Raw genomic sequence first — 25416 nt, 5'->3', positions numbered from 1 at the left:
ACCTGTGCGAGAGCAGGCTTCCAGCACCGCTGGGCGCCTGCTCTCGTGCTGTATTAACTCGAGGTATTCGCGGAGCACTGTCCGGCCGCACGGGCTGTCGCCTTCGGGCACGCCGCGGATCCACCGATGAATGGGCGAGGGTATGGGACGTTTGTTCGGCACCGACGGAGTCCGGGGGCTTGCCAACGGATCACTGAGTCCGGAACTGGCACTACAGGTTTCCGGAGCGGCGGCGCAGATCCTGAGCCGCGGCAAGAAGCGCGCGCTCGCCGTGGTCGGTCGCGATCCACGCGCCAGCGGCGAAATGCTCGAGGCCGCGGTGACCGCGGGCCTGACCGCCGCGGGCGTGAATGTGCTTTCGGTGGGGGTGCTTCCGACGCCCGCCGTGGCATATCTGACCGGTCTGTACGACGCCTGCCTCGGCGTCATGATCTCGGCGTCGCACAATCCCATGCCGGACAACGGGATCAAGATCTTCGCGGCGGGCGGGCACAAGCTCGATGACGCGATCGAGGATCGGATCGAGGCGCTGATCGCCCAGGGCACACCGCAGCGGCCGGTCGGCGCCGCCATCGGCCGGGTGGTGAACGCGTCGGGCGCCCGGGACCACGGACTGGTCATTCCGGATCAGTACAGCGTGGCCGGAACGCACGAACGGTACGTCGAGCATCTGGTCGAGGCGACCGGGCAGGATCTGTCCGGGTTGACCGTCGTGGTCGACTGCGCGCACGGCGCGGCCGCCGAGGTCGGACCCGCCGCCTACCGCGAGGCCGGCGCCACGGTGATCGCGATCAATGCCGAGCCGGATGGTCTGAATATCAACGATGGTTGCGGATCGACACATCTGGACCAGATCCAGCGCGCGGTCCGTGAACACGGTGCGGACCTGGGCATCGCCCACGACGGCGACGCCGACCGCACCCTGGCCGTCGACGCCGACGGCGCGATCGTCGACGGCGACGCGATCCTGGCCATCCTCGCACTGGACATGCACGAAACCGGCTCGCTCGCCCATAACACCCTGGTCGCCACGGTCATGAGCAACCTGGGCCTGCACATCGCGATGCGCGAAGCCGGAATCACCTTGCGTACCACCGCCGTCGGCGACCGCTACGTCCTCGAGGAACTGCGCCGCGGCGGTTACAACCTCGGCGGCGAACAATCCGGCCACGTGGTCTTCCCCGACTACGGCACCACCGGCGACGGCATCCTCACCGGCCTGAAACTGATGGCCCGCATGGCCCGAACCCGCCGCACGCTGGGCGATTTGGCATCGGTACTGCAGACCGTGCCCCAGGTCCTGGTGAACGTCCCGGTGACCGACAAAGCATTGGTCGCCGCCGCCCCCGAAATCCGTGACGCGGTACTGGAAGCCGAACGCGTCCTCGGCGACTCCGGTCGAATCCTGTTGCGCCCCAGCGGAACCGAGCAACTGGTTCGGGTCATGGTCGAGGCCACCGACCTGGTACAGGCCCAGCAACTGGCCGACGACTTGGCCAAGCGCGTCGCCGCGGTGTAGTCGCGCGATCAGCCACTCGCCCCGTCGCGCACAGCAGCTGCGCACTCGGGATGGCAGCCGCACGCACGCATCTGTGCCGCGCTGCCTCGGGTGGCCTACCGAGCTTCGAAGGTTCGCTGTGGGACGGCGAGTTGTCCACAGGGAACCGGTTATCCACAGACTTTCTGTTCGCCCTGGTCGGGCTCCGAGGGCGAGGTTCGGTTTCGCCGATAGTTGGCGCATGAGACCAGGCCTGGAAGAAGTACGGGACAAGCAATTCGGGGTGTTCACCTCATGGCAGGTGCTGTGCGAGTACACCCGCACGGAGATGCGTGCCTTACTCGACCGGGGTGAGTGGGTGCAGGTCTTCCGCGGCGTCTACCGCGAGGCCAGTACCCCGTCCTCCGCCCGGCTCCGCGTCGAGGCGGCACGACTGTCCATGGGGGTGCCCACCCTGATCGCCGCCTACCACACCGCCGCCGAACTACACGGCTTCGCGATACCGCCCGGCCATCCCACCCATGTACTGGGCGTGCAGGATTCGCGCTCCTGCCGCCTCATCGTCCATCGCGACCACGTCGACAAGGCCGAACTCGAACTGACCCACGGCATCGTGACCACCAACCCCACCCGAACCGCGATCGACGTAGCCCGCACCGCCCATCGATCCGAAGCATTGGCGACCCTGGAATCCGCACTGCGCCTGGGTATTTCGCGCGCAGCACTCACGGTCGAAGTCCAACGTCACCACAGACGCCGCGGCTACGCCCGAGCCGCCGATCTGATCGCGCTGGCCGACCCCCGACCTAGATCTCCCCTCTCCGCCCGCCTGCGCTGCGTCAATACCGAGCTATCCAACCCCGATACGAGTGGCGGATCGAGTCGAGGTGATGGATCCAGGAGGCGATCACGCCGTATCGAGGCCATGCCCTCTCGCGACGGGCCCGATGGATGATTCGACCTGCCGTGGCCCGAAAGTACACCACAGTGCCATGCTCGCTACGGCGCCAATTCGTTGAAGGAAATCCCTAGCTTTCGGTGAGTCGGCCGTTATCGATGTGCCAGCGCCTGGTGGCGGTGATCGAGTCGAGCATGCGGCGGTCGTGGGTCACCAGAAGCATTGTGCCTTCGAAGGATTCGATGGCTTGCTCGAGTTGTTCGATGGCGGGTAGGTCGAGGTGGTTGGTCGGCTCGTCGAGGACCAGTAGGTTGACGCCGCGGGCTTGGAGGAGCGCGAGGGCGGCGCGGGTGCGTTCGCCGGGGGAGAGGGTTTCGCAGGGACGTAGGACATGTGGGCCGCGCAGGCCGAATTTGGCCAGCAGGGTGCGGACTTCGGCGTCGGGCCAGTCGGGCATTTCGTTGCTGAAAGTGGCTGCGAGGGCGGCACTTCCGCGGAACAAGCCGCGCGCCTGGTCGACCTCGCCGATTTCGACGCCGGAGCCGAGGGTGGCGGTTCCGTTGTCCGGCTGGATCTTTCCGAGCAATAGTGCGAGGAGTGTGGATTTACCCGAACCATTGGCGCCGGTCAGCACGATGCGGTCGGCCCAGTCGACCTGGGTGGTGATCGGGCCGAGGGTGAATTCTCCTCGGGTGACAGCGGCATTGGACAAGGTGGCGACCACCGAGCCGCTGCGCGGTGCCGCGGCGATGGACATGCGCAGCTCCCACTCCTTGCGCGGCTCCTCGATCACGTCCAGGCGTTCGATGCGGCGCTGGGTCTGGCGGGCCTTCGCGGCCTGCTTCTCGGTGGATTCCGCGCGCATCTTGCGGCCTGCCTTATCGGAATCGACCTTCTTGGGGTCGCGCGCCTTTCGTCGAGCATTGCGAACCCCGTGTTCGAGCCAGTTGCGCTGCATTTGGGCGCGGGCCTCTAGCCCGGCCTTGGTGTCGGCGTACTCCTCGTAGGCCTCGCGGGCGTGCTGGCGGGCGATCTCACGCTCCATCAGATACGAGTCGTAACTGCCGTCATAGATCCCGACCTGCTGTTGCGCCAGATCGAGTTCGACAATTCGATTTACGGTGCGTGCCAGGAACTCTCGGTCGTGACTGATCACCATCAGCGGCACCCGCACACCCGTCACGAACTGTTCCAGGCGGGCGAGGCCGTCGAGATCCAGATCATTGGTCGGCTCGTCGAGCAGCAGAATGTCGAAGCGGGACAACAGCACCGACGCGAGTCCGGCCCGGGCCGCCTGACCACCGGAGAGCCCGGTCATCGGAGTGTCCAGACCATTCGGCAGGCTCTCCGTGAGGCCGAGATCGGCGGCGACTTCCTGTGCGCGCTGGTCGAGATCCGCGCCGCCGAGTGCCAGCCAGCGCTCCAATGCGGGCGAGTATTCGTCCTCGCCACCGTCTGCCAAACTCTCCGCGGCAGCGTCCATCGCCTGCTGTGCCGCGGTGACACCCGTTCGGCGGCCGAGGAATTCGAACACCGTCTCACCCGCGACGCGCTCGGGTTCCTGCGCGAGATAGCCGACGGTGGCGTCCGGCGGGCTCAGCGTGATGCTGCCCGTCGCGGTGCGCCGGTCCGCGAGCATGCGCAGCAACGTCGACTTACCCGCGCCATTCATCCCGACCAAACCGATGACATCACCCGGTGCGAGGGTGAAATCGAGGTCGTCGAACAGGGTGCGTTCGCCGTGGCCCGCGGACAGGCCGCGCGCATGCAGAGTGGTGCTCACCTGCCAGAGTCTGCCGTGTTCAGGGTTGCACCCTGAGCCCGGGCCCTGTGGAAATCAGGGTCGGGATGGGGCATGTGGCCGATGCGCGCGGCGATTTTCGTCGGCAGAGTTGATGTTGTACAGCTCATCACCAGAGAGGGAACACCATGACCGCCCCCGCGCCCACCCGCCGCCTGACCCGCTCCGACAACGACAAGTGGATCGCCGGTGTCTGCGGTGGCATCGCCGAATACTTCGGCTGGAACGCCAACGTCGTCCGCCTGCTCTTCGTCCTGTCCTGCCTGCTCCCGGGCCCGCAGTTCATCGTCTATCTCGTGCTGTGGCTGATCATTCCGAAAAAGTGATTGTCCCCAACAAATAGGGCGGGCGGCTGCGCCCGGGACTCGCGGATGACACTATGGACCGGTACCCACCGATCGACCGCCGTGTCACCACGCGAGTCCCGACCAGGAGGAGTCTTGATCACCTCAGGTGAATTCCCGGGCATGGATCTACCCGGCATCGACGCATCCTCCTCCCTGGACGGTTTGGGCGAAGTCGAACTACACCACCCGACCCAGGACATCGACGGTGACGGCACCCTCGACACCGTCACCACCACCGGCCCCGAGGCCATGCAGGTATGGACCGACTGGGACCACGACGGCATCGCCGACCAGGTGACCGTGGTGGAGAAGGACGGTGATTACTCCGCATGGGAGTTTCACCGGCATCCCGACGGGTCCTCGGAGTGGGTGCGGACCGATCAGGGGAAGATCGGGCACTAGCCGCTGACCCAGTAGATTTCTGCTGATACGACTACGACCTGGGCGACGGATCCGATGGAACCGAACGCGGGCCGGCCGCGTCCATATAGGTACAGCACCCGGTTGTGGCATTGGATTGCGGCCAGGGTGGGGACGAGCGCGGGGTAGTAGTAGGGATGGAGGGTTCTCGTGGCGACTGGACAGGTAACGGTAGATCCAACCGCGCTGCAGAAGCTCGGTAACAACCTGAAGACTTCGGCGGCGAACGTCGGCGGTAAGACTGCCGACGTTCAGGGCTGGAAGTTCGGTTCTGGTCAAGCGGGCCGAGACTATGCGGCCGAGGGGAAGAAGGTCGGGGACGCATTGGGGCGGATCGGAACCTGGCTGAAGAACTGGCAGACGGCGGTGGACAAAATGGGGACCCAGGCCAGCACGAGTGCGAATACCTACGCGACCGTCGATGATGCGAATGTCAAGAAAATTACCGCGGCGGGGGTAAATCTGTGATGCTGGAACTTTGTGAAATTGCCAGGCGGATAGATGCATTTGTCATGCGGGGAGCGATCTGATGGCCGATAATGGGTCGTCCGCGTACACCGCCCCGGCGAATGCGACTGTCAAGGAGATGCTGGACGCGGGCGCTCCCGGATTGCAGTATTTCGAACACTACCTGCCGAGGTATGCGAAAGTATTTGCAAATTTCGGATACGGCAATAAAGAATTGTGTGGCGATAACGAGTACACGAAGTTGTGCGCGAAGTACGACTCCGAGCGTGATATGGACCTCGCGCAGCTCGACAGTATTTCCACTACCTTCGAAAAAATTGTCATTTCGCTGAATGACGAGCTGAATGTGCAGCGCACGCAGCGGTCCGCACTTGCCTCGGTGTGGCAAGGTCAGGCCGGTGATGCGGCCTTGAACATGCTGGATGCCCAAGTCAAAAGGGCCGAGGCGGATCATGATCATGCCATCGGAATATCGTTGACCTTGAAGTCGGCAACCGCTGGACTGCGGAGCATTGTCAAGGCGAAGGCGGAAACTGTCGACAAATACTGGAACAGGACGCAGCCGGATATTCCGGACGGAAACGGCCGCGGCAGGAAAGAAATTGATATCCAGATCGAATTGGGTATCAATTATCCCGGAAGCGATCAAGGCAAAAATGCCAAGAAATGGCTGCGAGAGATCTTTGTTCCGCATGTCGAAGGAACCGTGACCAAATTCGAGGAGTTGTGCAAGACCACCGAGGACAGTATTCGCCGACTGTACGGCGACCTAGAGAAGGCGCTGAATACGCTGGACACCGGGGCGTACCCGATGCCGGCGGATACGACGAAGAACGATCCTGGGCCCGGTCCGTCGAACCCCGGACCTTCGTCGAGCAGTCCAGGACCTTCGTCGAGCAGCCCTGGACCATCGTCGAGCAGCCCTGGACCTTCATCGAGTAGCCCTGGACCTTCGTCGAGCAACAGTCCTGGCAGCACACCCAGCACGACGACCTCGACGAGTACCACAACAGCGAGCAGTCTCCTGTCCGGGCTGGCATCCCTGACCTCGGCAGCTTCGCAATTGACATCGCTGGGTGAATCCGTCGGACAAGGACTTACATCGTTGGGCACCTCGATCAAGGACGGGTTCGAAAACGCGGTGAAAGAGATCGAGAAGGTTCTCGATCCGGACCAGACCGAGGACAAAGACGGCGACGGCAAACCGGACAGCACAAAGGCCGACAAGTTCAAAGCCGAGTTCGACCTGGCCGGCAAGCACCTGAAGTTGGAGATCGGCGCCGATGGTCAGCCGAAATTCGTGATGACCGACGGGGACGGCAAGACGCACGAGTACGGCGTGAAGCTGGATGACAAGGGGAATCTGACGGTTTCGACCGACGAGCCCAAGGGGGAGGACGACAAGTCCACATCGGGCGACAAGCCCGCTCCGGAATCGACGCCTGAGAAGTCGAAGGGCGATACCTCCGCGTCTGAAGGGACTCCAGCAGGACAGTCAGGGACCGTTCCCGGGACCCCGTCATCGGGTAGACGCGAGGAGGATGGCGAGCATTATCCGCAACAGCTGCCGAACGTCCCCCAACCCGGCGAGCCTGCCGACAGCGGCGCCAAACTCGCCGAGGCAGGGCCGCTGTGAGTATCTCGGTAATCAATCGGAAGTGATGACACCGTGGACTACGCCTACGAAATCGATTGCATCGTGGAAGAACACCTGCGTGGGGTCCAGCGGCTTCAGCAGGAATACGAGGATATGAGGCAGAGCCTCAGTGAGCACGACGGAGCCGAGGTGCTCGCCGCGGTCGAGCAGACTCGAGCGGAATACGAGGAACAGGAGCGTTTCGACGCGGAGGAGAAGGAGCGGCTGGAGGCCGAGGCGCGCGCGGAGCGGGAGCGCCTGGAGGCGCAGGCTCGCGAGCAGCGGGAGGCGATCGCGCGCTCGATTGCCGCTCGCAAAGCGCACGATGTTGTCACACCGATCGACGACGAGGGCGACGAGGAATCCGAGTACTACCGCCGTAAGAGCTGGCTGATCTGAGGGACTGCAGGCCGCCGCGGCACTGCCGAAATGCCAAGCCCGGTCGAGGGGGAAGGCAAGCGTTCGCCGGAGCATGCGCGCGGACGGATAGCGCGGATCGCTCCGTAGCGCATGGGTCTACCAGCGGTCTTCTTCGGCTTCGCGGAGGCGTTGGGATACCTGGTCGATCCACGTGGTGAAGTGGGTGCTCAGGTCGTTGGGGGTGGTGGGGCGGACGGTTATGTGTTGGGAGCGGAGTTCGGTGTAGCGGCCGTCGTTGGTTATGTCGTGCCATTGGACGGTGCTGAGGGGGGTGGTGAGTTTGTTGACGGGGCCGGTATGGAGGAGGGCGGAGCCGCCGCCGTCGGCGGGGCGGTTCAGGAGGCGCTGGTAGCGCTCGCGGGGGGAGTTGCGGGTGACGCTTTCCAGGTGGCCGTTGGGGCGGCCGTAGATATCGTCGGGGTGGAAGGTGGCGGGTGGCTGGGTGCCGGGGGTGCAGGGTGGGAGGGAGCTGGTGAGTTGGGCGGGGAGGTGGTCCGCGGGAAACAGGCGGCAGCGGATGGGGCCATTGGTGTCGCCGAAGGTGGCTTGGGCCAGTGACATTGCGCGATGGTCGGTGCGCGCGCCGACCACGCGGTAGACGCGGACGCCGCCGTTGGGATTTTTGTGTTGGGTTGTGCCGCCGAAGATTTGGATGCGCATTGTCGAGGCGGACAGGGTGTGCAGGGCGAGTTGGATCTCTTCGAGTTCGTCGCGGGAGTAGCGCTCGCGCATGGTGACCCGGTGGGCCTCGAAGTCATCGCGATAGGCGAAGCGGCTGGTGAAGCGGAGTGGATTGGGGAAGCGGTCGTTCGCGGCGCTGAACCACAGCGCGGCGAAATCGTCGGGCTCCCAAGTCCATTCAGCCATCTAGAGATTCCAATCGATTGTGCGGTGTGCGCCGGACGCGCTGTGTCCGGCTGTAATACGCATGCCAGTAGGTTTGTCGGCGATGCGGCGGAGGAGTCCGCCGGCGGACCGATCGAGTCCCAGCGGTTGCAAGTAGGCCGACGAGGCCGCGGTCCGGTGGCTGCGTCGATACCGAATGGCGCACAGCCCGAGCCGATATCCGCGCTCAGTTGCGGGCGGGCGGAGGGGCTTCGGGGTTTTCGCCGATCACACCACCCTCGACGGTCCGCGCGATTTCGCCGAGCAGTTCTTCGGTATTGGCGGCGTTGATCAGGTAGTCCGGTATCTGGTGGGTGCTGTCCTCATCGGACTTGCCCCGGCCCGCACCCGCGCCCATGCCGCTCATGCCCGATGTGCCACGGCTGGACGTGGCGGCGGTAGCGGCCGCGGTGGGCGTGGTAGATCCGGTTGTGGCGGGGGTGCCGGAGACAGTGCGGCCAGGGCTCGGCGTTGTGGAGGTGGAGGAACTGCCCGGGGAGCCCGACGAGCCCGTGCTGATCGGTGTCGAGCTCGGAGTCGTTGCGGTGCTCGGTGTGGTTGTCGTGGTCGTGGTCGTGGTCGGGGTGGTCGAGGTCGTGCTGCTCGGGTTGGTCGAGCCGGAGGTGCTGTTGGTCGGATCGGTGTCCGTGGACGCGGTCTCCTCGGGTGACTTGTCCTCGGATTTGGGTCCGTCCTTGGTCTCGCCGCCGCTCGAGGTGCCGCCCGTTGTGCCGCCGGAGGTTCCGCCGGGGCCGGACGATCCCGGTCCGTTCCCGCCGGATTTGGTCGGGCCGGAGATGTCCAGTGGGTTGGTCGGGTCGAGTGCGGTGGGCAGCACGGGAACTCGGCCGTCGAACTCGGCGAATTTGTTCACGTAGTTGGTGAGCATGGCGTTGCGGGCGCCAGCGGTCGCCTCGCTCTTGGTGCCTTCCTCTTCGTGGGCGCGGGGTGGCCAGACGTTCGCGGTCCAGGAGTGGTGGTTGGCTTCCGGGATCCCGTTGGCGACCGCGCGGACGCCCTCGGCGGCGGACTGCATGTCGTTGGACATCTGCGTGATCAGCGGGGTTAGTTTGTGGGCGTCGGTGACGTAGCGGTTGATCGCGTCCTTGGCCTTGTCGGCGGCCGAGCCTTCCCATGCCTCGGCGATCGAGCCTTGGACGGAACGGGCGAAGGTCTCCAGTCCCTGGTCCCATTGCGTGGCCACATTCGAGTAGCTCATGGCCGAGTCATGCGCGACCTTGGGATTCAATGGCGTGAAAGCGTCTTCGATTTCTGTACGTTCCCAACGGAATACGTTCTCCCCGTGCGGGGGGATCTGGGTGGACTCGTTGCCGGTCAACGGATCGCCCCTTTCCGCCCAAGCCCGGTGCCGCGCAAGGCATTCCCCCTGTTGATCAAGATGATCCCTCTCGGTCGCCGACTGCGTCGGTGATTCGATCGGGGCCGGACCAGCTCCCCGCCCCCTGTTCAGCTGGATCGACCGTACCGAGCGGTTAACCACCGTGCAAGCGCCCACAAACGAGTTCCCACAGCTCGTCGACGGTTCGACAGACAGCCACGACTCGACACAACGAACTAGCCGATCGATCGCGGAATGCCCACAGCCCGTTGACAGTTCGCCCGCCACCGCCCTACCGTTAAACGGAATCGGATTCCGGTTCGTAAACCATGACCGATAGGCCGACTATGACCACCCGAACCCACTGGACCCTCCCGCGCATCCTCATCTGCGCCGTCCTCCTCAACACCCTCATCGGCCCCCTCCTCGCCGACCTCGTCATCCCCAACATCGCCGACCTCCACCTGCACAACCCCGCCTGGCCCCCACACGCCAAATTCCATGACGCCCAATACATCGGCATGGGCGCATTGATCGGCGCGATCGGCTTGGTCGTCCTGTGGCAGCGCACGGGAAACCTCCGCGCTCAGTTCTTCCTGGCCGCCGCACTCGGATCGGTCACTTGGCTGGCCATGTTCGGCGCGCTGCTCTTCCCGGGCACCGCCGCGCAGGATCCGGAGCACGCGGCCGACGCGACCAAGGTCATCGGCCTGGATCCACAGCTGTTCATCGCCTTGGTAATGCTCGTTATCTCGGCGGTCGCGATCGTTGTCGAACGCACCCGCGCACCGATCCCGGCCTAACCTACGATCGGCCAGCCAACATGGGAGATCGATGACCGACCCGCACACCCGCAAGCGCCGCACCGACGCCGCCCGCAACCGCGAGCAGGTTCTCGCCACCGCAACGGCGCTGTTCACCGAACACGGTGACGAGGTGCAGATGGCCGATGTGGCGCGCGCCGCCGGGGTCGGGGTCGGCACCGTCTACCGCCACTTCCCGACCCGCCGCGCCTTGATCGAGGCGGCGGCTGAGCAGCGCTTCGCCGGAATTCTCGAGTACGTCCGCCGCACCTGCCTCCCGAATCCGGATACCAGGCAGGCGCTGGCCGGCTTCCTCGGTCATGTCGCCGAGGTGCACGAGCAGGGGCGCGCACTGTCCGGCACCATCGAGTCGGTACTCGGCGACACCGAACCGCGCGGTGCGGTCCGCGATGATCTGGCCGAACTCGGTGCGGAACTGCTGGCCAGGGGCCGGGCCGATGGCAGCATTCGCGCGGACGCCACCGTCGCCGACCTCTACATGATCGTCGGCGCGGTCGCCACGATCAGCCGCGACGGGTTCGGCGACTGGCGACGTTTCATCGAACTCGCGCTGGACGGCCTTCGGCCCTGATCACTTGCGTAAGAGCTGGGCGATCTGAGCGACCGACAGCTTCGGCTTCTCCTGCTCGCGCGGGGCTTCCGGATCGACGACGGTGGTGTGCGGGATAACCGCTTCCGGATCGGAGAACGCCGCATATGTCTTGTCGCGCAACAGTTTGTGCAGCAGATAGCCGGTCAGGATGGCCCGCGTGGTCCGCGCGGTCTTGGCTTCATGCTTCCCCGCGCCCAGCGCGGCGAGAGCGCGACGCCCTTCGACAATGCCGTTGTGCGATGCCCCGTCGACCTCCCGCAACACCACCCGCCCGCCCCAAGCGGCGGCCAACGGGATCGCATTCGAGCTGACTGATTCGATATCGGTAGCCCCCGCCAACACCAACGCGGGCGTGTCGATATCGGGCGCGATGGTTTCGGCGGTCGGGGCGGTCGGCGCCGGGTAGAGGGCGGCAACCGCGGCGACGCGACGTTGTCCGGCGGCGATGACCGCCGCACCCGCGCCCATCCCGTGTCCGGCCAGGGCGAGGCGGTCGGGGTGCACGCTGATCGTGCCGTCGCCCAACCGGACGCCGGTGCAGATATCCAGGGTGGTGAGCAGATCGGTGGCCAGCCCGAGATGTGACGGAATCGGCCCGCGCTCGGTATCTGGGGCCGCGGCCACAAAACCCCAGGACGCCAGGTGTTCGAGGGTGGCGCGATAGTTGGCGGTGCCGGTCAGCCAGCCATGGCCGAACGCGACGGCGGGCAGGTTCAGTCCGGATTCAGGGGTGAACACCACGCCGGGTTGACCGGCGATGGCGAGATTGCCGCGCAGTACACGGTGGGGCCCCCGGCTGGTCAGGGTGCTCAGGAGTGATTTCACAGACGCCGACACGACGTGAACGTTATCCGATAAGTACTCTGGTGAGCCATGTGCGGAATCGTGGGGTACGTCGGGTACCGGGACGCCCTCGGCGTTGTCGTTGACGCTTTGCGCCGCATGGAATATCGAGGATACGACTCGGCGGGCGTCGCGATCCTGGATGGCGCGGGCGTGTTGGCGGTGGAACGCAAGGCGGGCAAACTGGCCAATCTCGAGGCCGAACTCGCCGAAAACGGGACCGGTGACTTCGCGGGCACCACGGGTATGGGACACACCCGCTGGGCCACCCACGGCGCGCCGACCGACCGCAACGCGCATCCGCACCGCGACACCACCGGCAAGGTGGCCGTGGTGCACAACGGCATCATCGAGAACTTCGCCCCGCTGCGCCGGGAACTCGAGGACGCGGGGATCGAGCTGCGCAGCGATACCGACACCGAGGTCGCCGTGCACTTGGTGGCGCGCGCGTATGCCGACGGCCCGACCGCGGGTGATTTCGCGGCGAGCGCGCTGGCCGTGCTGCGTCGGCTGGAGGGCGCTTTCACGCTGGTCTTCACCCATGCCGACCATCCCGACGTCATCGTCGCCGCGCGCCGCTCGACGCCGCTGGTTATCGGTGTCGGCAAGGGCGAGATGTTCATCGCCTCGGATGTCACCGCATTCATCGAGCACACCCGCGAGGCCGTCGAACTGGGCCAGGACCAGGCCGTGGTGATCACCGCCGACACCTACACGGTCACCGACTTCGCGGGCAACGACGCGCTGGCGCGCACCCGTCCGTTCACCATCGACTGGGATCTGGCCGCCGCCGAGAAGGGCGGCCACGACTTCTTCATGCTGAAGGAGATCGAGGAGCAGCCCGCCGGTGTCGCCGACACGCTGATCGGGCACTTCACCCACGACGAGGCCGGTGGCCGGATCGTGCTGGACGAGCAGCGCCTCGCCGATCAGGAACTGCGCGACTTCGACAAGGTGTTCGTCGTCGCCTGCGGCAGCTCCTATCACGCGGGTCTGCTGGCCAAGTACGCGATCGAGCACTGGACCCGGCTGCCCGTCGAGGTGGAGCTGGCCAGCGAATTCCGTTACCGCGACCCGGTTTTGGACCGTTCGACGCTGGTGGTGGCGATCTCGCAATCGGGGGAGACCGCCGACACCCTCGAGGCCGTGCGGCACGCGAAGGAGCAGAAGGCGCGTGTGCTCGCCATCTGCAACACCAATGGCGCGCAGATTCCGCGCGAGTCCGATGCGGTGCTCTACACCAGGACCGGACCGGAGATCGGCGTCGCGTCCACCAAGGCGTTCCTGGCCCAGGTGGCGGCGAACTACCTGGTCGGACTGGCCCTGGCACAGGCGCGCGGCACCAAATATCCGGACGAGGTGGCGCGCGAGTTCGCCGAACTCGAGGCGATGCCGCAGCTGGTCCAGCAGGTGCTGGAGACCGCGCCGCAGGTGCGTGCGATCGCCAGGGAACTGGCGCAGGTGCCGACCGTGCTGTTCCTGGGTCGCCACGTCGGCTATCCGGTGGCGTTGGAGGGTGCGCTCAAGCTCAAGGAGCTGGCGTACATGCACGCCGAGGGTTTCGCGGCGGGTGAGCTCAAGCACGGTCCGATCGCGCTGATCGAGCAGGGCCTGCCGGTCATCGTGGTCATGCCATCGCCCAAGGGCCGCGCGGTGCTGCACTCGAAGTTGCTCAGCAATATCCGCGAGATCCAGGCCCGTGGCGCCCGGACCATCGTGATCGCCGAGGAGGGCGATGACACGGTGCGCCCGTTCGCCGACGACCTCATCGAAATCCCTTCGGCGCCAACGCTGTTCCAGCCGCTACTGTCCACCGTCCCGTTGCAGATCTTCGCCGCCGAGGTGGCGCAGGCCCGCGGCTACGACATCGACAAGCCGCGCAACCTGGCCAAGTCCGTCACGGTCGAATAGCGCTCGGTACCGGCAGGTAGATCACCGGATTCGTACCGGCCGGGGGCGGGCAGTTCAGAACTGTCCTGCCGCTACCGGGGGTTCGGTTGTCTCGCTCGGCATTTGGGTGCCGCGACGTTCGAGATTGCCGGACAGTGCGGCCAGGCCGAGAGCCGTCAGCACCAGCGCGACGCCGACCCAATTGGGTGCGGTGTAGCCGTAGCCCGCGGCGATCACCATGCCGCCGAGCCACGCGGAGATCGCGTTGCCGAGGTTGAACGCACCGATATTGAGGGCCGAGGCCAGGGTCGGCGCGCTGCCCGCTTGGTCGAGGACGCGCTTCTGCAGCGGTGGGACGGTCGCGAAGCCGAGGGCGCCGATCAGGACGACGGTGATCGCGGCCGCGACCTTGTTGTGTGCGGTGAGCGTGAACAGCGCGAGCACCAGGGCGAGGCCGCCTAGCGTCAGGTAGAGCATCGGCATGAGGTGCCGGTCGGCGAACTTGCCGCCGATCAGATTGCCGAGGAAGAAGCCGATGCCGAAGAGCACGAGCAGCCATGTGACCGAACTCTCCGCATAGCCGGTGACCTCGGTCATCATCGGCGCGAGGTAGGTGATCGCCGCGAAGACGCCGCCGAAGCCGAGCACCGTCATGGCCATGGCGAGCAGCACCTGCGGGTTGGCGAGTACGGCGAGTTCATGGCGCAGGCGGGCGTCGTGCGGTGCGGGCTGCTCGGGGACCAGTGCGGCGACGCCGACCAGCCCCGCAAGGCCGACGAGTGCGACGAGCAGGAAGGTGAGCCGCCAACCGAACTGCTGTCCGAGCAGGGTGCCCAGCGGCACGCCGACAATGGTCGCGACGGTGAGTCCGGTGAACATCATGGCGATCGCACCGGCCTTGCGGTCCGGGCTCACCAGGCTTCCGGCGACCACCGAGCCGATGCCGAAGAAGGCGCCGTGGGCCAGCGAGGCGACGATGCGCCCGGTCACCATGACGCCGAACGTCGGTGCGAGCGCGGACAATACGTTGCCCCCGATCAAGAGCAGCAGGCTGACCAGCAGCATGCGCTTGCGCGATACCCGGGTACCCAGTCCGGTCATGATCGGCGCGCCGACCAGCACGCCGAGCGCATACCCGGTGACCAGCAGGCCCGCGGTGGGGATCGACACCGTGTAGGTGTCGGCGATGTCGGGGAGCAGTCCGACGACGACGAATTCTGTGGTGCCGATTCCGAAAGCCCCGAGCGTCAGGGCGAGTAGTGCGAGCGGCATGGACGCGAGCCTCCACGTGATGTTGTGCCTGAGCTTTACGAGCGCCAACAATAATTGCAGGCGCGTGATAATTGCAAGCGCTGGCTATTGCGATGATCATCTATCCTGGATTGGACGAGTCCCGACGCAAAGGAACGCCATGACCGCGGATGCCGCCCTGACCGGCCTGGCCGATGGTTGGTACGCACTGTCGCTGCTGCACGATCGGATCGAGGCGCATATCGAACGCGCCCTGCAATCCGGCCATGAACTGAGCGTGCGCGAGTACTCCCTGCTCGTCGTCCTCAGCCGCCAGCAGGACGGACCCGGCGGTCATCTGCGCATGAATCAGGTCGCCGAAGCCGTGGTGCTGAGCCAGAGCGCGACGACCCGACTGGTCACCCGCCTCGAAGACCGCGGCCTCCTGCAGCGTTACCTCTGCCCGGACGATCGCCGCGGCATCTACACCGACGTCACGCCCGCCGGCCTGGAACTACTGTCCGAAGCGCGCCCCACTCACGACGCGGCCCTGTCGAGCGCCCTTGGCCAAGCCGCCGCCGATCCCGAATTGGCTCCGTTGGTCGCGGCAGTGGAGGCGATGAACACCAACAGCGCCCGAATACCGCGGGCTTAGGGCTACTCGACCGTGACGGTGCCGCGCATCTGGGGATGCAGCGAGCACAGGTAGCGGTAGGTGCCGGGGGCGAAGAAGGTGTAGCTCCATTCGCCCTTGTCGAAGATCGGGCTGTTGATGCCCATGGCCTTGTCGCCGATGCCCTGCACGGTGTGCGGGACGCTGTCCTTGAATTTCCAGGTCACGGTGTCGCCGACCTTGACGGTGACGTCGGCGGGGGAGAACTTCATATCCGCGACGTCGATCGTGACGGCCGCGGATTTCGTGTCGCCGGACTTGGTGCTGGTGGTCTGGCTGCCCGCCTTCGCGGTGCTGGATGGGGCGGGTGACTTCGTTTCACCGGAGCCGCAGCTCGACAGCAACAGGGTCGTCGCCAGGACGAACCCGGCTGCGACCTGGGTGGATATCGCGCGGCGCACCATCGGCATGACGGCCAAGCGTAGTCTGCTGACCGTGCGGGACCGCGCGGCAGTGTCCGATCGACGCAGTGGAGGCGAGCGTTCATGTCCAGCCAGCGGAGCTATTTCACCGCCGACGAGGTGCGCGCGGCCGAGGCCGAGCTGTTCACCCGCGTCCCCGAGGGCATGCCCATGCACCGGGCGGCCTACGGCTTGGCCACGGTGGCGGCGGGTGAGTTGCGAGCGCGCACCGGCGGCATCGCGGGCCGGTCGGTGCTGCTGCTCGTCGGCTCGGGCGACAACGGTGGTGACGTGCTGTGGGCGGGATCGATGCTGCGTCGCCGCGGCGTCGCGGTAACCGCGGTGCTGCTGAATCCGGAACGCGCCCACACGAAAGGGCTTGCCGCACTGCGCAAAGCGGGCGGCCGGATTCGAACTGTGTTGGATGAATCGAGGGCTACCGGGGCCAGCGCCGTTGGATACGGTCCGGCTGGGTCGAACTCGGCCGACGTGAGCCCTGTCGATTCGAGTTCGGCGCAGGTGAGCTTCGCCCAAGTGAGCGGGGCGGCCGAATTCGGTTTCGGTGTACCAATCCTGGACGAAATGGGCTCGGGCACACCTGATCTGGTGATCGACGGTATCGTCGGGATCTCCGGCCACGGTCCACTGCGCCCGAAAGCCGCGGAACTCGTTGCCGCCCTGAATGTTCCGATTATCGCCGCCGACCTGCCCAGCGGCGTGGATCCGAATACCGGCGCGGTCACCGGCCCCGCCGTTCGCGCCGACGTCACCGTCGCATTCGGCGCGTATAAGCCGGTGCATGCCCTTGCCGCGCCCTATTGCGGCCGAATCGAGCTGGTGCCCATCGGTTTACGACTTCCGGAACCGAATCTCGCGGCCCTGGAACCAGCGGAGATCGGTGCGCGGTGGCCGATACCGGGACCCACTGACGATAAATACACCCAGGGCGTCACCGGTATCTGCGCGGGCAGTGCCACCTATCCCGGAGCAGCGGTGCTGTGCACCGGCGCCGCCGTCGCGGCCACCGCCGGCATGGTCCGCTATGCCGGAACCGGCGCGGACGAGGTCCTCGACCACTTCCCCGAAGTCATTGCCGCCCCGACCATCTCGTCCACCGGCCGAGTCCAGTCCTGGGTATTCGGCCCCGGCGCGGGCACCGACACCGACGCGCACAAACGACTCGTCGAAATCCTGGCCACCGACCTCCCCGTCGTCGTCGACGCCGACGGCCTCACGCTGCTCGCCGCCGATCCCGACCTCGTCCGCGGCCGCACGGCCCCCACCGTATTGACCCCGCACGCAGGCGAATTCGCCCGCCTGACCGGAGAAGAGGTCGGCCAGGACCGCGTATCCGCCGTCCGTGACCTCGCCGAAGCCTGGCAACTCACCGTCCTGCTGAAAGGCCGCGCCACTCTCGTCGCCACCCCGGGCCGCCCGGTTCTCGTCAACGAAGCGGGTGGGTCCTGGGCCGCCACCGCGGGCGCGGGCGACGTGCTCTCCGGCATCATCGGCGCTCTGCTCGCCGCAGGGCTCGACCCAGCGTGGTCCGCGGCCGCCGCCGCCCGCGCCCACTCCCTGGCCGCCAACCTCGCCGCCCACGAAGACCACCGCTACGCCGCCCCGACCTCGGCAAGCCCCCTCCTCGACCACCTCCGCCCCGCCATCCGCATCCTGCGAGCTCTCGGACTGAGGTGACTGCGCTCCCCGGCACCGATTCCTGGACCGCCCATCTCGTCCCGCGACGGCAACCGAGTCGGGCCCGCTGGCCTCGGCAACCCCACTGCTCGACCGCACGGCGATCCTCGCGGCCAGGCAGGTGTTCGTCGGCGTCGCAGCCTGCGTAAACCGACACGCTCGCGCGAGCGCATCGGCGAATGGCAGGATCAATAAGCGTGGAGGCGCAAGTGGAGACTGTTGTCGATCTGGATGCCATCGCCCACAACGTGCGCATCCTGCGTGCGTACGCGGGGGATGCGGCGGTGATGGCGGTGGTCAAGGCCGACGGCTACAACCACGGCGCCGTCGAGGTGAGCCGGGCCGCGCTGGCGGCCGGGGCCGCCGAACTCGGTGTCACCACGGTCGCCGAGGCGGTGCGGTTGCGCGAGGCGGGCATCACCGCGCCGATACTGTGCTGGCTGAATAATTCCGATGCCGACTTCGGTGCCGCGATCGAGCACGATATCGAGATCGGTGTCTCGTCCCTGGCGCATTTGCGGGCAATCGAGGCGGCCGCGCGCCACACCGGCCGGACCGCCGTCGTCTCGCTCAAGGTCGATACCGGCCTCAATCGCAACGGCACCCCGCCGCTCGAGTACCAGGCGATACTCGCGGCACTGCGCGCCCTGGTGGACGAGCAGGCGGTGCGGTTACGCGCGATCTTCTCCCACCTCGCACACGCCGACGAGCCGGAACACCCCTTCATCGACGTGCAACGCGACCGCTTCGTCGAAGCCATCGCCGCCGCCAAGGAACACGGCCTCGAACCGGAACTGGTCCACCTCGCCAATTCGGCCGCAACCGTCACCCGCCCGGATCTCGCCTTCGATATGGTCCGCCCGGGTATCGCGATGTACGGCTTGTCCCCGATACCCGAACTCGGCGACTTCGGCCTGCGCCCCGCGATGACCTTCCAAGCCCGCGTGGCGCTGGTGAAACCGGTCGCCGCCGGCGAGGGCGTTTCCTACGGGCACCAATGGATCGCACCGCACGACACCACCGTGGCCCTCATCCCGGCCGGATACGCCGACGGTGTATTCCGTCCGTTGAGCAACCGCTTCTCGGTGTGGCTCGGTGGTGCGTTGCGCCCCAACGTCGGTCGTGTCTGCATGGACCAATTCGTCGTCGACCTGGGCGATAACGCCGCTGGCGTCACCGAGGGCGACACCGCGATCCTGTTCGGCGCGGACCGACCGCGGGCCCAGGACTGGGCGGATCTGCTCGGCACCATCCACTACGAGGTCGTGTGCGCCCCACACGGCCGCGTGGCTCGGCGCCACATAGGGGGCACCAGATGACAAAACGCACCACTGTCGTCGGCGGCGGACTCGCCACCGCCGGAGTGGTCGGCGCATTGGCGGGTGCACACGCCCTGCGGCGCATCGGCGCCCGGGTGCTCTGGCCCGCCCGCGTCGACGAATACCGCGACGAGAACTTCGCCCTGCTCGATGAGGACCGTGCCGGCGCCGTGTTCACCGAAGACGGTGTGCGGCTGGCCACCCGGGAATGCGGTCCGCCCGACGCCCCGGCCACCGTGATCTTCGTGCACGGCTTCTGCAACACCATGGAGTCCTTCCACTTCCAGCGCCGCGATCTGGAAAAGCATTGGGGCGCAAGGGTTCGCCTGGTCTTCTTCGATCTGCGCGGCCACGGTCGCTCCGGCACACCGACCACCGACAGCTGTACCGTCGCCCAACTCGGCCGCGATCTGGCGGCCGTCATCGAGGCGACCGCGCCGACCGGTCCGGTGGCCTTGGTCGGTCATTCGCTCGGCGGCATGGCGGTGCTGGCCGCGGCCGCGCAGTTCCCGCAGTTGTTCGCGGCGCGGGTGATCGGTATCGGTCTGCTCTCGACCGCGGCGGCCGAGGTCACCGCGGCGGGCATCACACAGCTGCTGCGCAATCCCGCGGTCGACGGCTTCCGTCTGGCCGTGCACACCGCGCCCGCCCTGGTGCAGGCCGGACGCAGCACCGTCCGGCATGTGATCACGCCGATACTGCACGTCAGCTCGTATCACGGACATGTGAGCCCGACCCTGTCCCGATTCAGCACGCTGATGATCGACCGCACACCCGTCGAGACGATCGTGAAATTCCTGAAGGCCATCGAACTGCACGACGAATCGGCGGCGCTGCCCACGCTGGCGCACCTGCCGGTGCTGGTGCTCGGCGGCGCGCACGATGTCGTCATCCCGTTGCGCAATTCACGCGCGCTGGCCCGCGAATTGCCGAATAGCGAACTTATCTGCCTCGATGACGCCGCGCATATGGCGCACCTGCAATTCCCGGATATCGTCAACGCCGCACTCGACCGGCTACTGGTGCGCGCCGGTGTCATCGAGCACACCCCATCGATTTCGGAGGTCGCCGGTGGTTGAACGGCAGCAGCGAATCCTGCCCACGGTCGCCGATACCGAAGCCTTCGGTCGCGAACTCGCCGCCGGACTCGGCGCGGGTGATCTGGTGGTGCTCGACGGACCGCTCGGCGCGGGCAAGACCGCGCTCACGCGCGGCATCGCCGAGGGCCTCGGTGTGCAGGGCCGGGTCAGCTCACCGACATTCATCATCGCCCGCCAGCACCGCGCCGGGCAGCGCGTCGGCGCCGCGCCGGTTCCGCTGGTGCACGTCGACGCCTACCGACTCGGCGGCGATCTGGACGAGTTGGACGCGCTGGATCTCGACACCGATCTGCATCAGGCGGTCGTGGTGGTGGAGTGGGGCAAGGGTGTCGTGGAACACCTCGCAGAGCGGCACCTGTACGTGTTGCTCTCGCGCGAACCGAATTCCGATGTCCGCACCGCGATCTGGGAATGGGTCGGATAGTCCGCACAGGTAGCCGATGGTCGCGGTGGCGTAGCTACCCAGTAGCTCCGCACCGCGGGCAGGTACCACCCGGTATCGTTGGGTCAATCATGCTTGTACTAGCCGTCGACACCGCGACACCCGCCGTTACAGCGGGATTGGTGGAACTGGAGCAGGCCGCACCCGGCACCGGTGCTCCGGCGCGAGTGCGCACCGTCGCCGCACGCGTCCGGGTCGACGCCCGCGCCCATGCCGAGGTGCTCACCCCGCAAATCCTCGAATGTCTCTCGGAGGCAGGTCGTTCCAGGGCCGATATCGAGGCCGTCGTGGTCGGCATCGGGCCCGGTCCGTTCACCGGACTCCGGGTCGGCATGGCGACCGCCGCCGCCTTCGGTGACGCGCTCGGCGTACCGGTCTACGGGGTGTGCAGCCTCGACGCGATCGCCGCCGACGCGGTGCGCGAACCAACGGCACTGCCGGACATCACGCCCGACAGTGAGCTCCTGGTGGTCACCGACGCGCGCCGCCGCGAGGTGTACTGGGCGCGCTACCGTGACGGAAATCGCATCGAGGGCCCGGACGTGAGCAAGCCCGGTGACCTGGATCCCGTGCACGCCAGCATGATCGCCGGATCCGCCTCGCACGTCGACCTGTTCGACCTGCCCGTGCTCCCGGCCGAGACCCCGTCGCCCGCCGGCCTGGTGCGCGTCGCGGCGGTCGAACTATTGGCGCGCACCGCGCCGGAACCATTGGTCCCGCTGTACCTGCGCAGGCCGGACGCGGTCGAACGGAGTTACCGCACCCTCGATCGGACGGGGGCGTGACGGTCATGGAACCCAGCAGATCCGTGATTCGCATCGAGCCCATGGACGGCGGGGATATCGAACGCTGTGTCGAACTCGAACAGCTGTTGTTCCCGGAGGACGATCCGTGGCAGGCGGTTTCCTTCCGCTCCGAACTCGCCGGGCCGCACAACCGCTACATCGTCGCCCGCGACGACGCCGGGAGCATGGTCGGTTACGCGGGCATCGCGCTGCTCGGTGATGCCGAACACCCGGAGGCCGAGGTGCACACCATCGGTGTCGATCCCGGCTCCCATCGCTGCGGCATCGGCACCCTGCTGCTGGAGGCGCTGCTCGCCGAGGCGGGCAAGCGCGGCGGGCCGGTCTTCCTCGAGGTGCGCACCGACAACGCCCCCGCCATCGCGATGTACGCCAAACACGGCTTCCACATCATCGGCTTGCGCAAGAACTACTACCATCCCAGCGGCGCCGACGCCTACACCATGCGCAGGCCGGAGTTGACCGCCGCGAACCAAGTCTGGGGCCCGCAGCCGAGCGAAACGGCGCAACCGAACGAGGTGCTGTCGTGATCGTCATGGGTATCGAAAGTTCCTGCGACGAAACCGGAGTCGGCATCGTTCGCCGCCACGCCGACGGGAGCTGCGAACTGCTCGCCGACGAGGTCGCCTCCAGCGTCGAACAGCACGCCCGCTTCGGCGGTGTGGTCCCGGAGATCGCCTCGCGCGCACACCTCGAGGCCATCGTGCCCGCGATGCGTCGGGCGCTCGCGACCGCGGGCATCAGCAAGCCCGACGCACTCGCGGTCACCATCGGACCCGGACTGGCCGGTGCCCTGCTGGTCGGCGTCGCGGCCGCGAAAGCCTATGCGGCAGCGTGGGATGTGCCGTTCTACGCCCTGAACCATCTCGGCGGACATGTTGCCGTGGACACCCTCGAGCACGGTCCGATGCCGCCGTGCGTCGCGCTGCTGGTCTCCGGCGGGCATACGCATCTGCTGCACGTCACCGATCTGGCCGAGCCGATCGTCGAACTGGGTAGCACCGTCGACGATGCCGCGGGCGAGGCCTTCGACAAGGTGGCTCGGCTGCTCGGCCTCGGCTTCCCCGGCGGCCCCGCTCTGGATGCCGCTGCTGTACACGGCGATCCGAAGGCGATCGCCTTCCCGCGCGGCATGACCGGACCACGCGATCCCAGATACGACTTCTCCTTCTCCGGCCTGAAGACTTCCGTTGCCCGCTACGTCGAGGCGGCCCAGCGAAATGGCTTCACCGCAGCGGAACTGCCGATTCCGGATATCGCCGCATCCTTCCAGGAATCGGTCGCCGATGTACTCACCATGAAGGCGATCCGCGCCGCCCAGGATGTCGGCGTCGACACTCTCGTCCTCGGCGGCGGCGCCACCGCCAATTCCCGAATCCGCTCCATGGCCGAAGAACGTTGCGCGGAAGCCGGATTGCGCCTACGCGTCCCCAAGCCCCGCTTATGCACCGACAACGGCGTAATGATCGCCGCCCTAGGCGCCCACGTAATCGCCGCCGGCACCCCCCCTTCCCCCTTAACCGTAGCCACCGACCCCGGCCTCCCCGTCTCCGTCAGCCGAGTCGCGTAAGGGCGACCAAGATCAGGTGGCACTGGTGGCGGTGGGTTCTCGGGCGATGCCGCCATAGATTCCACGTGATCACGTGTCCAATTGAGGGGGTGAGTGGTGACGTTCGGGTTGGGTGGGCTGCGGTAGGTCCTGTTGTTCTGCACCGACTTCCAGGGGTTGCTGGACCCGGATGGTTTGGTGTTCCGTGGTTTTGCCGGTGCAGTGCTGGGCGCGTCGTGTGCCGTACCCGACTTACCTCCCGCAGCCGGGTTGGCAGGCCCGCGGCTTCCAGCTCAGTCGACTGGCTGTGGTTGCGTTCCCGAGGGGGCGATCAAGATCAGGTGGCACTGGTGGCGGGGGCTTCTCGCGTTTTACCGCCACAGTTTCCACGTGATCGTCTGTCCAGTCGTGGACCTGGCTGGTGGCTTGCTGGCGCATCCCTGTCCGGGACTCGGTGAGCTTGGTGCTCTCAGGCGATGACGTCGTCTCCGCCTCCGGCCACCCTGGTGCTCTCAGGCCCGGCGTCGCTTGGCCCCTGACGTCCCCATCCGCCCCTCCGGCCACCCTGGTGGACGCGCTTCGCCCCTGACATCCCCATCCGCCTCCGGCCCCCTGATGCCCTCAGGCCCTGACACCCCTCCACCCCACCCCTCCCGCCGCACCACGAAGCGCACGCCGGTCAGTCGTTCGGCCCAACCCCGTGCGCAGCCCCCGACTGATTAGAAGACCCCGAATTCGCCCTCGGCGGTAGCGGAATTCGCGATTGTGCGGGTGTCTGCGTTTGCTCCGGCGGCGTCGGAGTGGGTGCCACCGACGACCCTTGCGCTGGTCCGCGCTCCTGCCCCGACGATCCCGCACCTGGCGAATTCGGATTACCGAATAACGGGCCGAGCAACTCCGGGAACGGTATCGGCGGCAGGTTCGGATCCGGACGCAGCGTCGGCGCGTTGACGCTGGTGGTCGTTCCGGGTGGGGACTGGGTCTGCGGCTGGCTTCGATCCGGCGTGAGCGAAGGGATGCCGCCGGAGGGCCTGATCGCGCTCTCCCGGCTCGGTCCCGTGGTCGAGGTGCCCGCGCCGGTCGGCGGCGTAACCGGCGGCGTCGGTACTTGCGCGCTACTCGTGGTGCCCGCGGGGGAGATCTCGTCGTCCGCGGTCGGCGCGAAGGTCTTCACCCCGTAGCCGATGACCAGCCCGACCACTACTATCGCACCCGCCAGCGTGCCGACCACCTTGGTGAAGGTGCCGACCGGCGCGTCCGTGCCGCCGAGCGCGGGAACCGGGAATACCGACGGCTGCGCCGAATCCGCCACCAGCGCGGCGCCTTTGGCGATCACCGCCTCCGGATCGTCGACGGTGTGCACGATCACGTCCAGCTCATGGGCGAGGGTGGACAAAACCGCGGGGATATTCGCGCCGCCGCCGATCACGATCACGGCCTGCGGGAATTTGGGCGAGCGCGCGAATACCGCGGCGACGAACGCGGCGGTCTCGCGCAGCAGCTCCGAGATCAGTTCCTCGAAGTCGGCCCTCGTCAGCTTCAGCGGTTGCCCGGCGACATGGTCGATCGTCACGGCCGGCGCGATCGATAGGTGCTCCTTCGCGGCGCGACCGCGGTTGGTCAGCATGCCCCGGTTCGGCCGGGTGCCGCGCCTGGCGTAGTGCAGATCGAGGAGGTGGTGATAGATCAGCTCGTCGATGGCGTTGCCGCTGATCGCGCCGGAGCGTTCGGTGCGCAGGATGGTGGAGTCGGCCTGGTCGGCGACGGTGACGCTGAGTCCGGTCGCGCCGAGATCGACGATGGCGACGGTCTCGTAGCGGTCCACGAGTCCGGTGTGGCGTAGGTAGGTCAGTGCCGCGGCGCCTTCCGGAACGAGTCGCAGATCGCGCTGTTTGCCGGTCGCGGAGCGGATCACCTGCGCCTGCTCTTTGCTGCGATAGGCGACGGCGACGCTGGTGGGCGGGCGCCCGGCGGAGTCGACGCCGATCGGCTTCGCGCCGGCGAAGCGCGCACCGACCGGATGCGCGGGGAAGGCCACGTCGTAGGAGAGCTGCGTGGTCGGTAGCTGGGTGGTCATCAGCTCGATCGAGGACGCGACGAGATCGCCGAGATCGGAGTGGGCCGCGTCCGCGGAGACCACTCGATAGTCGAAACTCTGCGCGCCATTGGACGCGGTGGCGACCAACGCCGAGCACACGACCTCGTTACCGGCCGAGATGCCGAGGGATGTTCGCATGTCACCTCCCTTCGAGCGGATGGTCATGGTGTTGCCGACCATCTCGAATGGACAGCCGAAGCGCTCGCATGGATGGCGATCGATTCGGACGCGGGACCCGGCCGACC

General features: G+C 66.8%; 25 protein-coding genes. 18 read left to right on the top strand and 7 right to left on the bottom strand.

The window, feature by feature from the left end:
• Window positions 1-142: 142 nt before the first annotated feature.
• Window positions 143-1519 carry a phosphoglucosamine mutase gene (gene glmM, locus ACHQ4I_RS38860; protein ID WP_420776914.1) on the top strand — a complete coding sequence of 459 codons (1377 nt, stop codon included), beginning with the start codon at window positions 143-145 and terminating at the stop codon, window positions 1517-1519.
• A 220-nt stretch (window positions 1520-1739) separates the two neighbouring features.
• Window positions 1740-2453: a hypothetical protein gene (locus ACHQ4I_RS38855; RefSeq protein WP_420776913.1), complete on the top strand. Its 714-nt coding sequence runs from the start codon at window positions 1740-1742 to the stop codon at window positions 2451-2453.
• 73 nt (window positions 2454-2526) lie between these two features.
• Here the strand turns inward: ACHQ4I_RS38855 and ACHQ4I_RS38850 are convergent, their stop codons facing one another.
• Complete coding sequence (locus tag ACHQ4I_RS38850; protein WP_420776912.1) at window positions 2527-4179, bottom strand: ABC-F family ATP-binding cassette domain-containing protein; 1653 nt, start codon at window positions 4177-4179, stop codon at window positions 2527-2529.
• Between the two features lie 146 nt (window positions 4180-4325).
• On the opposite strand from ACHQ4I_RS38850, the gene ACHQ4I_RS38845 reads away from it, so the two are divergent.
• The 5 genes from ACHQ4I_RS38845 (at window position 4326) to ACHQ4I_RS38825 (ending at window position 7467) form a co-directional block, all read left to right on the top strand.
• Window positions 4326-4523, top strand: a complete 198-nt coding sequence (locus ACHQ4I_RS38845; protein WP_420776911.1) for a PspC domain-containing protein — start codon at window positions 4326-4328, stop codon at window positions 4521-4523.
• A 114-nt stretch (window positions 4524-4637) separates the two neighbouring features.
• Complete coding sequence (locus ACHQ4I_RS38840; protein WP_420776910.1) at window positions 4638-4946, top strand: DUF6802 family protein; 309 nt, start codon at window positions 4638-4640, stop codon at window positions 4944-4946.
• A gap of 168 nt (window positions 4947-5114) precedes the next feature.
• Complete coding sequence (locus ACHQ4I_RS38835; protein ID WP_420776909.1) at window positions 5115-5432, top strand: hypothetical protein; 318 nt, start codon at window positions 5115-5117, stop codon at window positions 5430-5432.
• A gap of 118 nt (window positions 5433-5550) precedes the next feature.
• Complete coding sequence (locus ACHQ4I_RS38830; protein ID WP_420776908.1) at window positions 5551-7068, top strand: hypothetical protein; 1518 nt, start codon at window positions 5551-5553, stop codon at window positions 7066-7068.
• A 114-nt stretch (window positions 7069-7182) separates the two neighbouring features.
• The gene (locus ACHQ4I_RS38825; RefSeq protein WP_420776907.1) at window positions 7183-7467 is read left to right on the top strand and encodes a hypothetical protein; all 285 of its coding nucleotides are present in this window, start codon (window positions 7183-7185) and stop codon (window positions 7465-7467) included.
• Between the two features lie 117 nt (window positions 7468-7584).
• Here ACHQ4I_RS38825 and ACHQ4I_RS38820 read toward each other — a convergent pair whose 3' ends face one another.
• Window positions 7585-8355, bottom strand: coding sequence for an ESX secretion-associated protein EspG (locus ACHQ4I_RS38820; RefSeq protein ID WP_420776906.1), 771 nt, complete (start codon window positions 8353-8355; stop codon window positions 7585-7587).
• A 205-nt stretch (window positions 8356-8560) separates the two neighbouring features.
• The gene (locus ACHQ4I_RS38815) at window positions 8561-9712 is read right to left on the bottom strand and encodes a WXG100 family type VII secretion target (RefSeq protein ID WP_420776905.1); all 1152 of its coding nucleotides are present in this window, start codon (window positions 9710-9712) and stop codon (window positions 8561-8563) included.
• A 347-nt stretch (window positions 9713-10059) separates the two neighbouring features.
• Here ACHQ4I_RS38815 and ACHQ4I_RS38810 point away from each other — a divergent pair, with 347 nt between their 5' ends.
• Both ACHQ4I_RS38810 and ACHQ4I_RS38805 read left to right on the top strand, forming a co-directional pair.
• Window positions 10060-10515, top strand: a complete 456-nt coding sequence (locus ACHQ4I_RS38810) for a DUF6640 family protein (RefSeq protein WP_420776904.1) — start codon at window positions 10060-10062, stop codon at window positions 10513-10515.
• 31 nt (window positions 10516-10546) lie between these two features.
• Window positions 10547-11107 carry a TetR/AcrR family transcriptional regulator gene (locus ACHQ4I_RS38805; RefSeq protein WP_420776903.1) on the top strand — a complete coding sequence of 187 codons (561 nt, stop codon included), beginning with the start codon at window positions 10547-10549 and terminating at the stop codon, window positions 11105-11107.
• Here the strand turns inward: ACHQ4I_RS38805 and ACHQ4I_RS38800 are convergent, their stop codons facing one another.
• Window positions 11108-11965, bottom strand: coding sequence for a dienelactone hydrolase family protein (locus ACHQ4I_RS38800; protein WP_420776902.1), 858 nt, complete (start codon window positions 11963-11965; stop codon window positions 11108-11110).
• Between the two features lie 36 nt (window positions 11966-12001).
• Between ACHQ4I_RS38800 and glmS the strand changes: the two genes are divergently transcribed.
• Window positions 12002-13882 (top strand): glutamine--fructose-6-phosphate transaminase (isomerizing), encoded by a 1881-nt coding sequence (glmS, locus tag ACHQ4I_RS38795; protein ID WP_420776901.1) that lies wholly within the window; start codon window positions 12002-12004, stop codon window positions 13880-13882.
• A gap of 54 nt (window positions 13883-13936) precedes the next feature.
• Here the strand turns inward: glmS and ACHQ4I_RS38790 are convergent, their stop codons facing one another.
• A complete protein-coding gene (locus ACHQ4I_RS38790) occupies window positions 13937-15133 on the bottom strand; it encodes an MFS transporter (protein ID WP_420776900.1) in 1197 nt (398 codons plus the stop codon).
• Between the two features lie 139 nt (window positions 15134-15272).
• Between ACHQ4I_RS38790 and ACHQ4I_RS38785 the strand changes: the two genes are divergently transcribed.
• Entirely contained in the window at window positions 15273-15746 is a 474-nt protein-coding gene (locus tag ACHQ4I_RS38785; RefSeq protein WP_420776899.1) for a MarR family winged helix-turn-helix transcriptional regulator, read from the top strand.
• A 2-nt stretch (window positions 15747-15748) separates the two neighbouring features.
• Here the strand turns inward: ACHQ4I_RS38785 and ACHQ4I_RS38780 are convergent, their stop codons facing one another.
• Complete coding sequence (locus ACHQ4I_RS38780) at window positions 15749-16174, bottom strand: cupredoxin domain-containing protein (RefSeq protein WP_420776898.1); 426 nt, start codon at window positions 16172-16174, stop codon at window positions 15749-15751.
• Between the two features lie 75 nt (window positions 16175-16249).
• Here ACHQ4I_RS38780 and ACHQ4I_RS38775 point away from each other — a divergent pair, with 75 nt between their 5' ends.
• The 7 genes from ACHQ4I_RS38775 (at window position 16250) to tsaD (ending at window position 23094) form a co-directional block, all read left to right on the top strand.
• The gene (locus ACHQ4I_RS38775) at window positions 16250-17860 is read left to right on the top strand and encodes an NAD(P)H-hydrate dehydratase (protein WP_420776897.1); all 1611 of its coding nucleotides are present in this window, start codon (window positions 16250-16252) and stop codon (window positions 17858-17860) included.
• Window positions 17861-18039: 179 nt separating this feature from the next.
• Window positions 18040-19179, top strand: coding sequence for an alanine racemase (gene alr / locus ACHQ4I_RS38770; RefSeq protein WP_420776896.1), 1140 nt, complete (start codon window positions 18040-18042; stop codon window positions 19177-19179).
• Window positions 19176-20258, top strand: a complete 1083-nt coding sequence (locus ACHQ4I_RS38765) for an alpha/beta fold hydrolase (RefSeq protein WP_420776895.1) — start codon at window positions 19176-19178, stop codon at window positions 20256-20258. Before alr ends, ACHQ4I_RS38765 begins: the two co-directional genes overlap by 4 nt.
• Window positions 20251-20703 (top strand): tRNA (adenosine(37)-N6)-threonylcarbamoyltransferase complex ATPase subunit type 1 TsaE, encoded by a 453-nt coding sequence (tsaE, locus tag ACHQ4I_RS38760; RefSeq protein WP_420776894.1) that lies wholly within the window; start codon window positions 20251-20253, stop codon window positions 20701-20703. Before ACHQ4I_RS38765 ends, tsaE begins: the two co-directional genes overlap by 8 nt.
• A gap of 89 nt (window positions 20704-20792) precedes the next feature.
• A complete protein-coding gene (gene tsaB / locus ACHQ4I_RS38755; RefSeq protein WP_420776893.1) occupies window positions 20793-21506 on the top strand; it encodes a tRNA (adenosine(37)-N6)-threonylcarbamoyltransferase complex dimerization subunit type 1 TsaB in 714 nt (237 codons plus the stop codon).
• 5 nt (window positions 21507-21511) lie between these two features.
• On the top strand, window positions 21512-22054 hold the full coding sequence (rimI, locus tag ACHQ4I_RS38750; RefSeq protein ID WP_420777084.1) for a ribosomal protein S18-alanine N-acetyltransferase: 543 nt from the start codon (window positions 21512-21514) through the stop codon (window positions 22052-22054).
• Window positions 22051-23094 carry a tRNA (adenosine(37)-N6)-threonylcarbamoyltransferase complex transferase subunit TsaD gene (gene tsaD / locus ACHQ4I_RS38745; protein ID WP_420776892.1) on the top strand — a complete coding sequence of 348 codons (1044 nt, stop codon included), beginning with the start codon at window positions 22051-22053 and terminating at the stop codon, window positions 23092-23094. Before rimI ends, tsaD begins: the two co-directional genes overlap by 4 nt.
• A gap of 658 nt (window positions 23095-23752) precedes the next feature.
• Here tsaD and ACHQ4I_RS38740 read toward each other — a convergent pair.
• Complete coding sequence (locus tag ACHQ4I_RS38740) at window positions 23753-25309, bottom strand: DUF7159 family protein (protein WP_420776891.1); 1557 nt, start codon at window positions 25307-25309, stop codon at window positions 23753-23755.
• Between the last annotated feature and the right edge of the window lie 107 nt (window positions 25310-25416).

The organism is Nocardia nepalensis (assembly GCF_048910785.1).
Taxonomy (GTDB): Bacteria; Actinomycetota; Actinomycetes; order Mycobacteriales; family Mycobacteriaceae; genus Nocardia; species Nocardia nepalensis.
The sequence above is the reverse complement of the archived record's forward strand: the minus strand, read 5'-3'. Positions and strand labels throughout refer to the sequence as shown.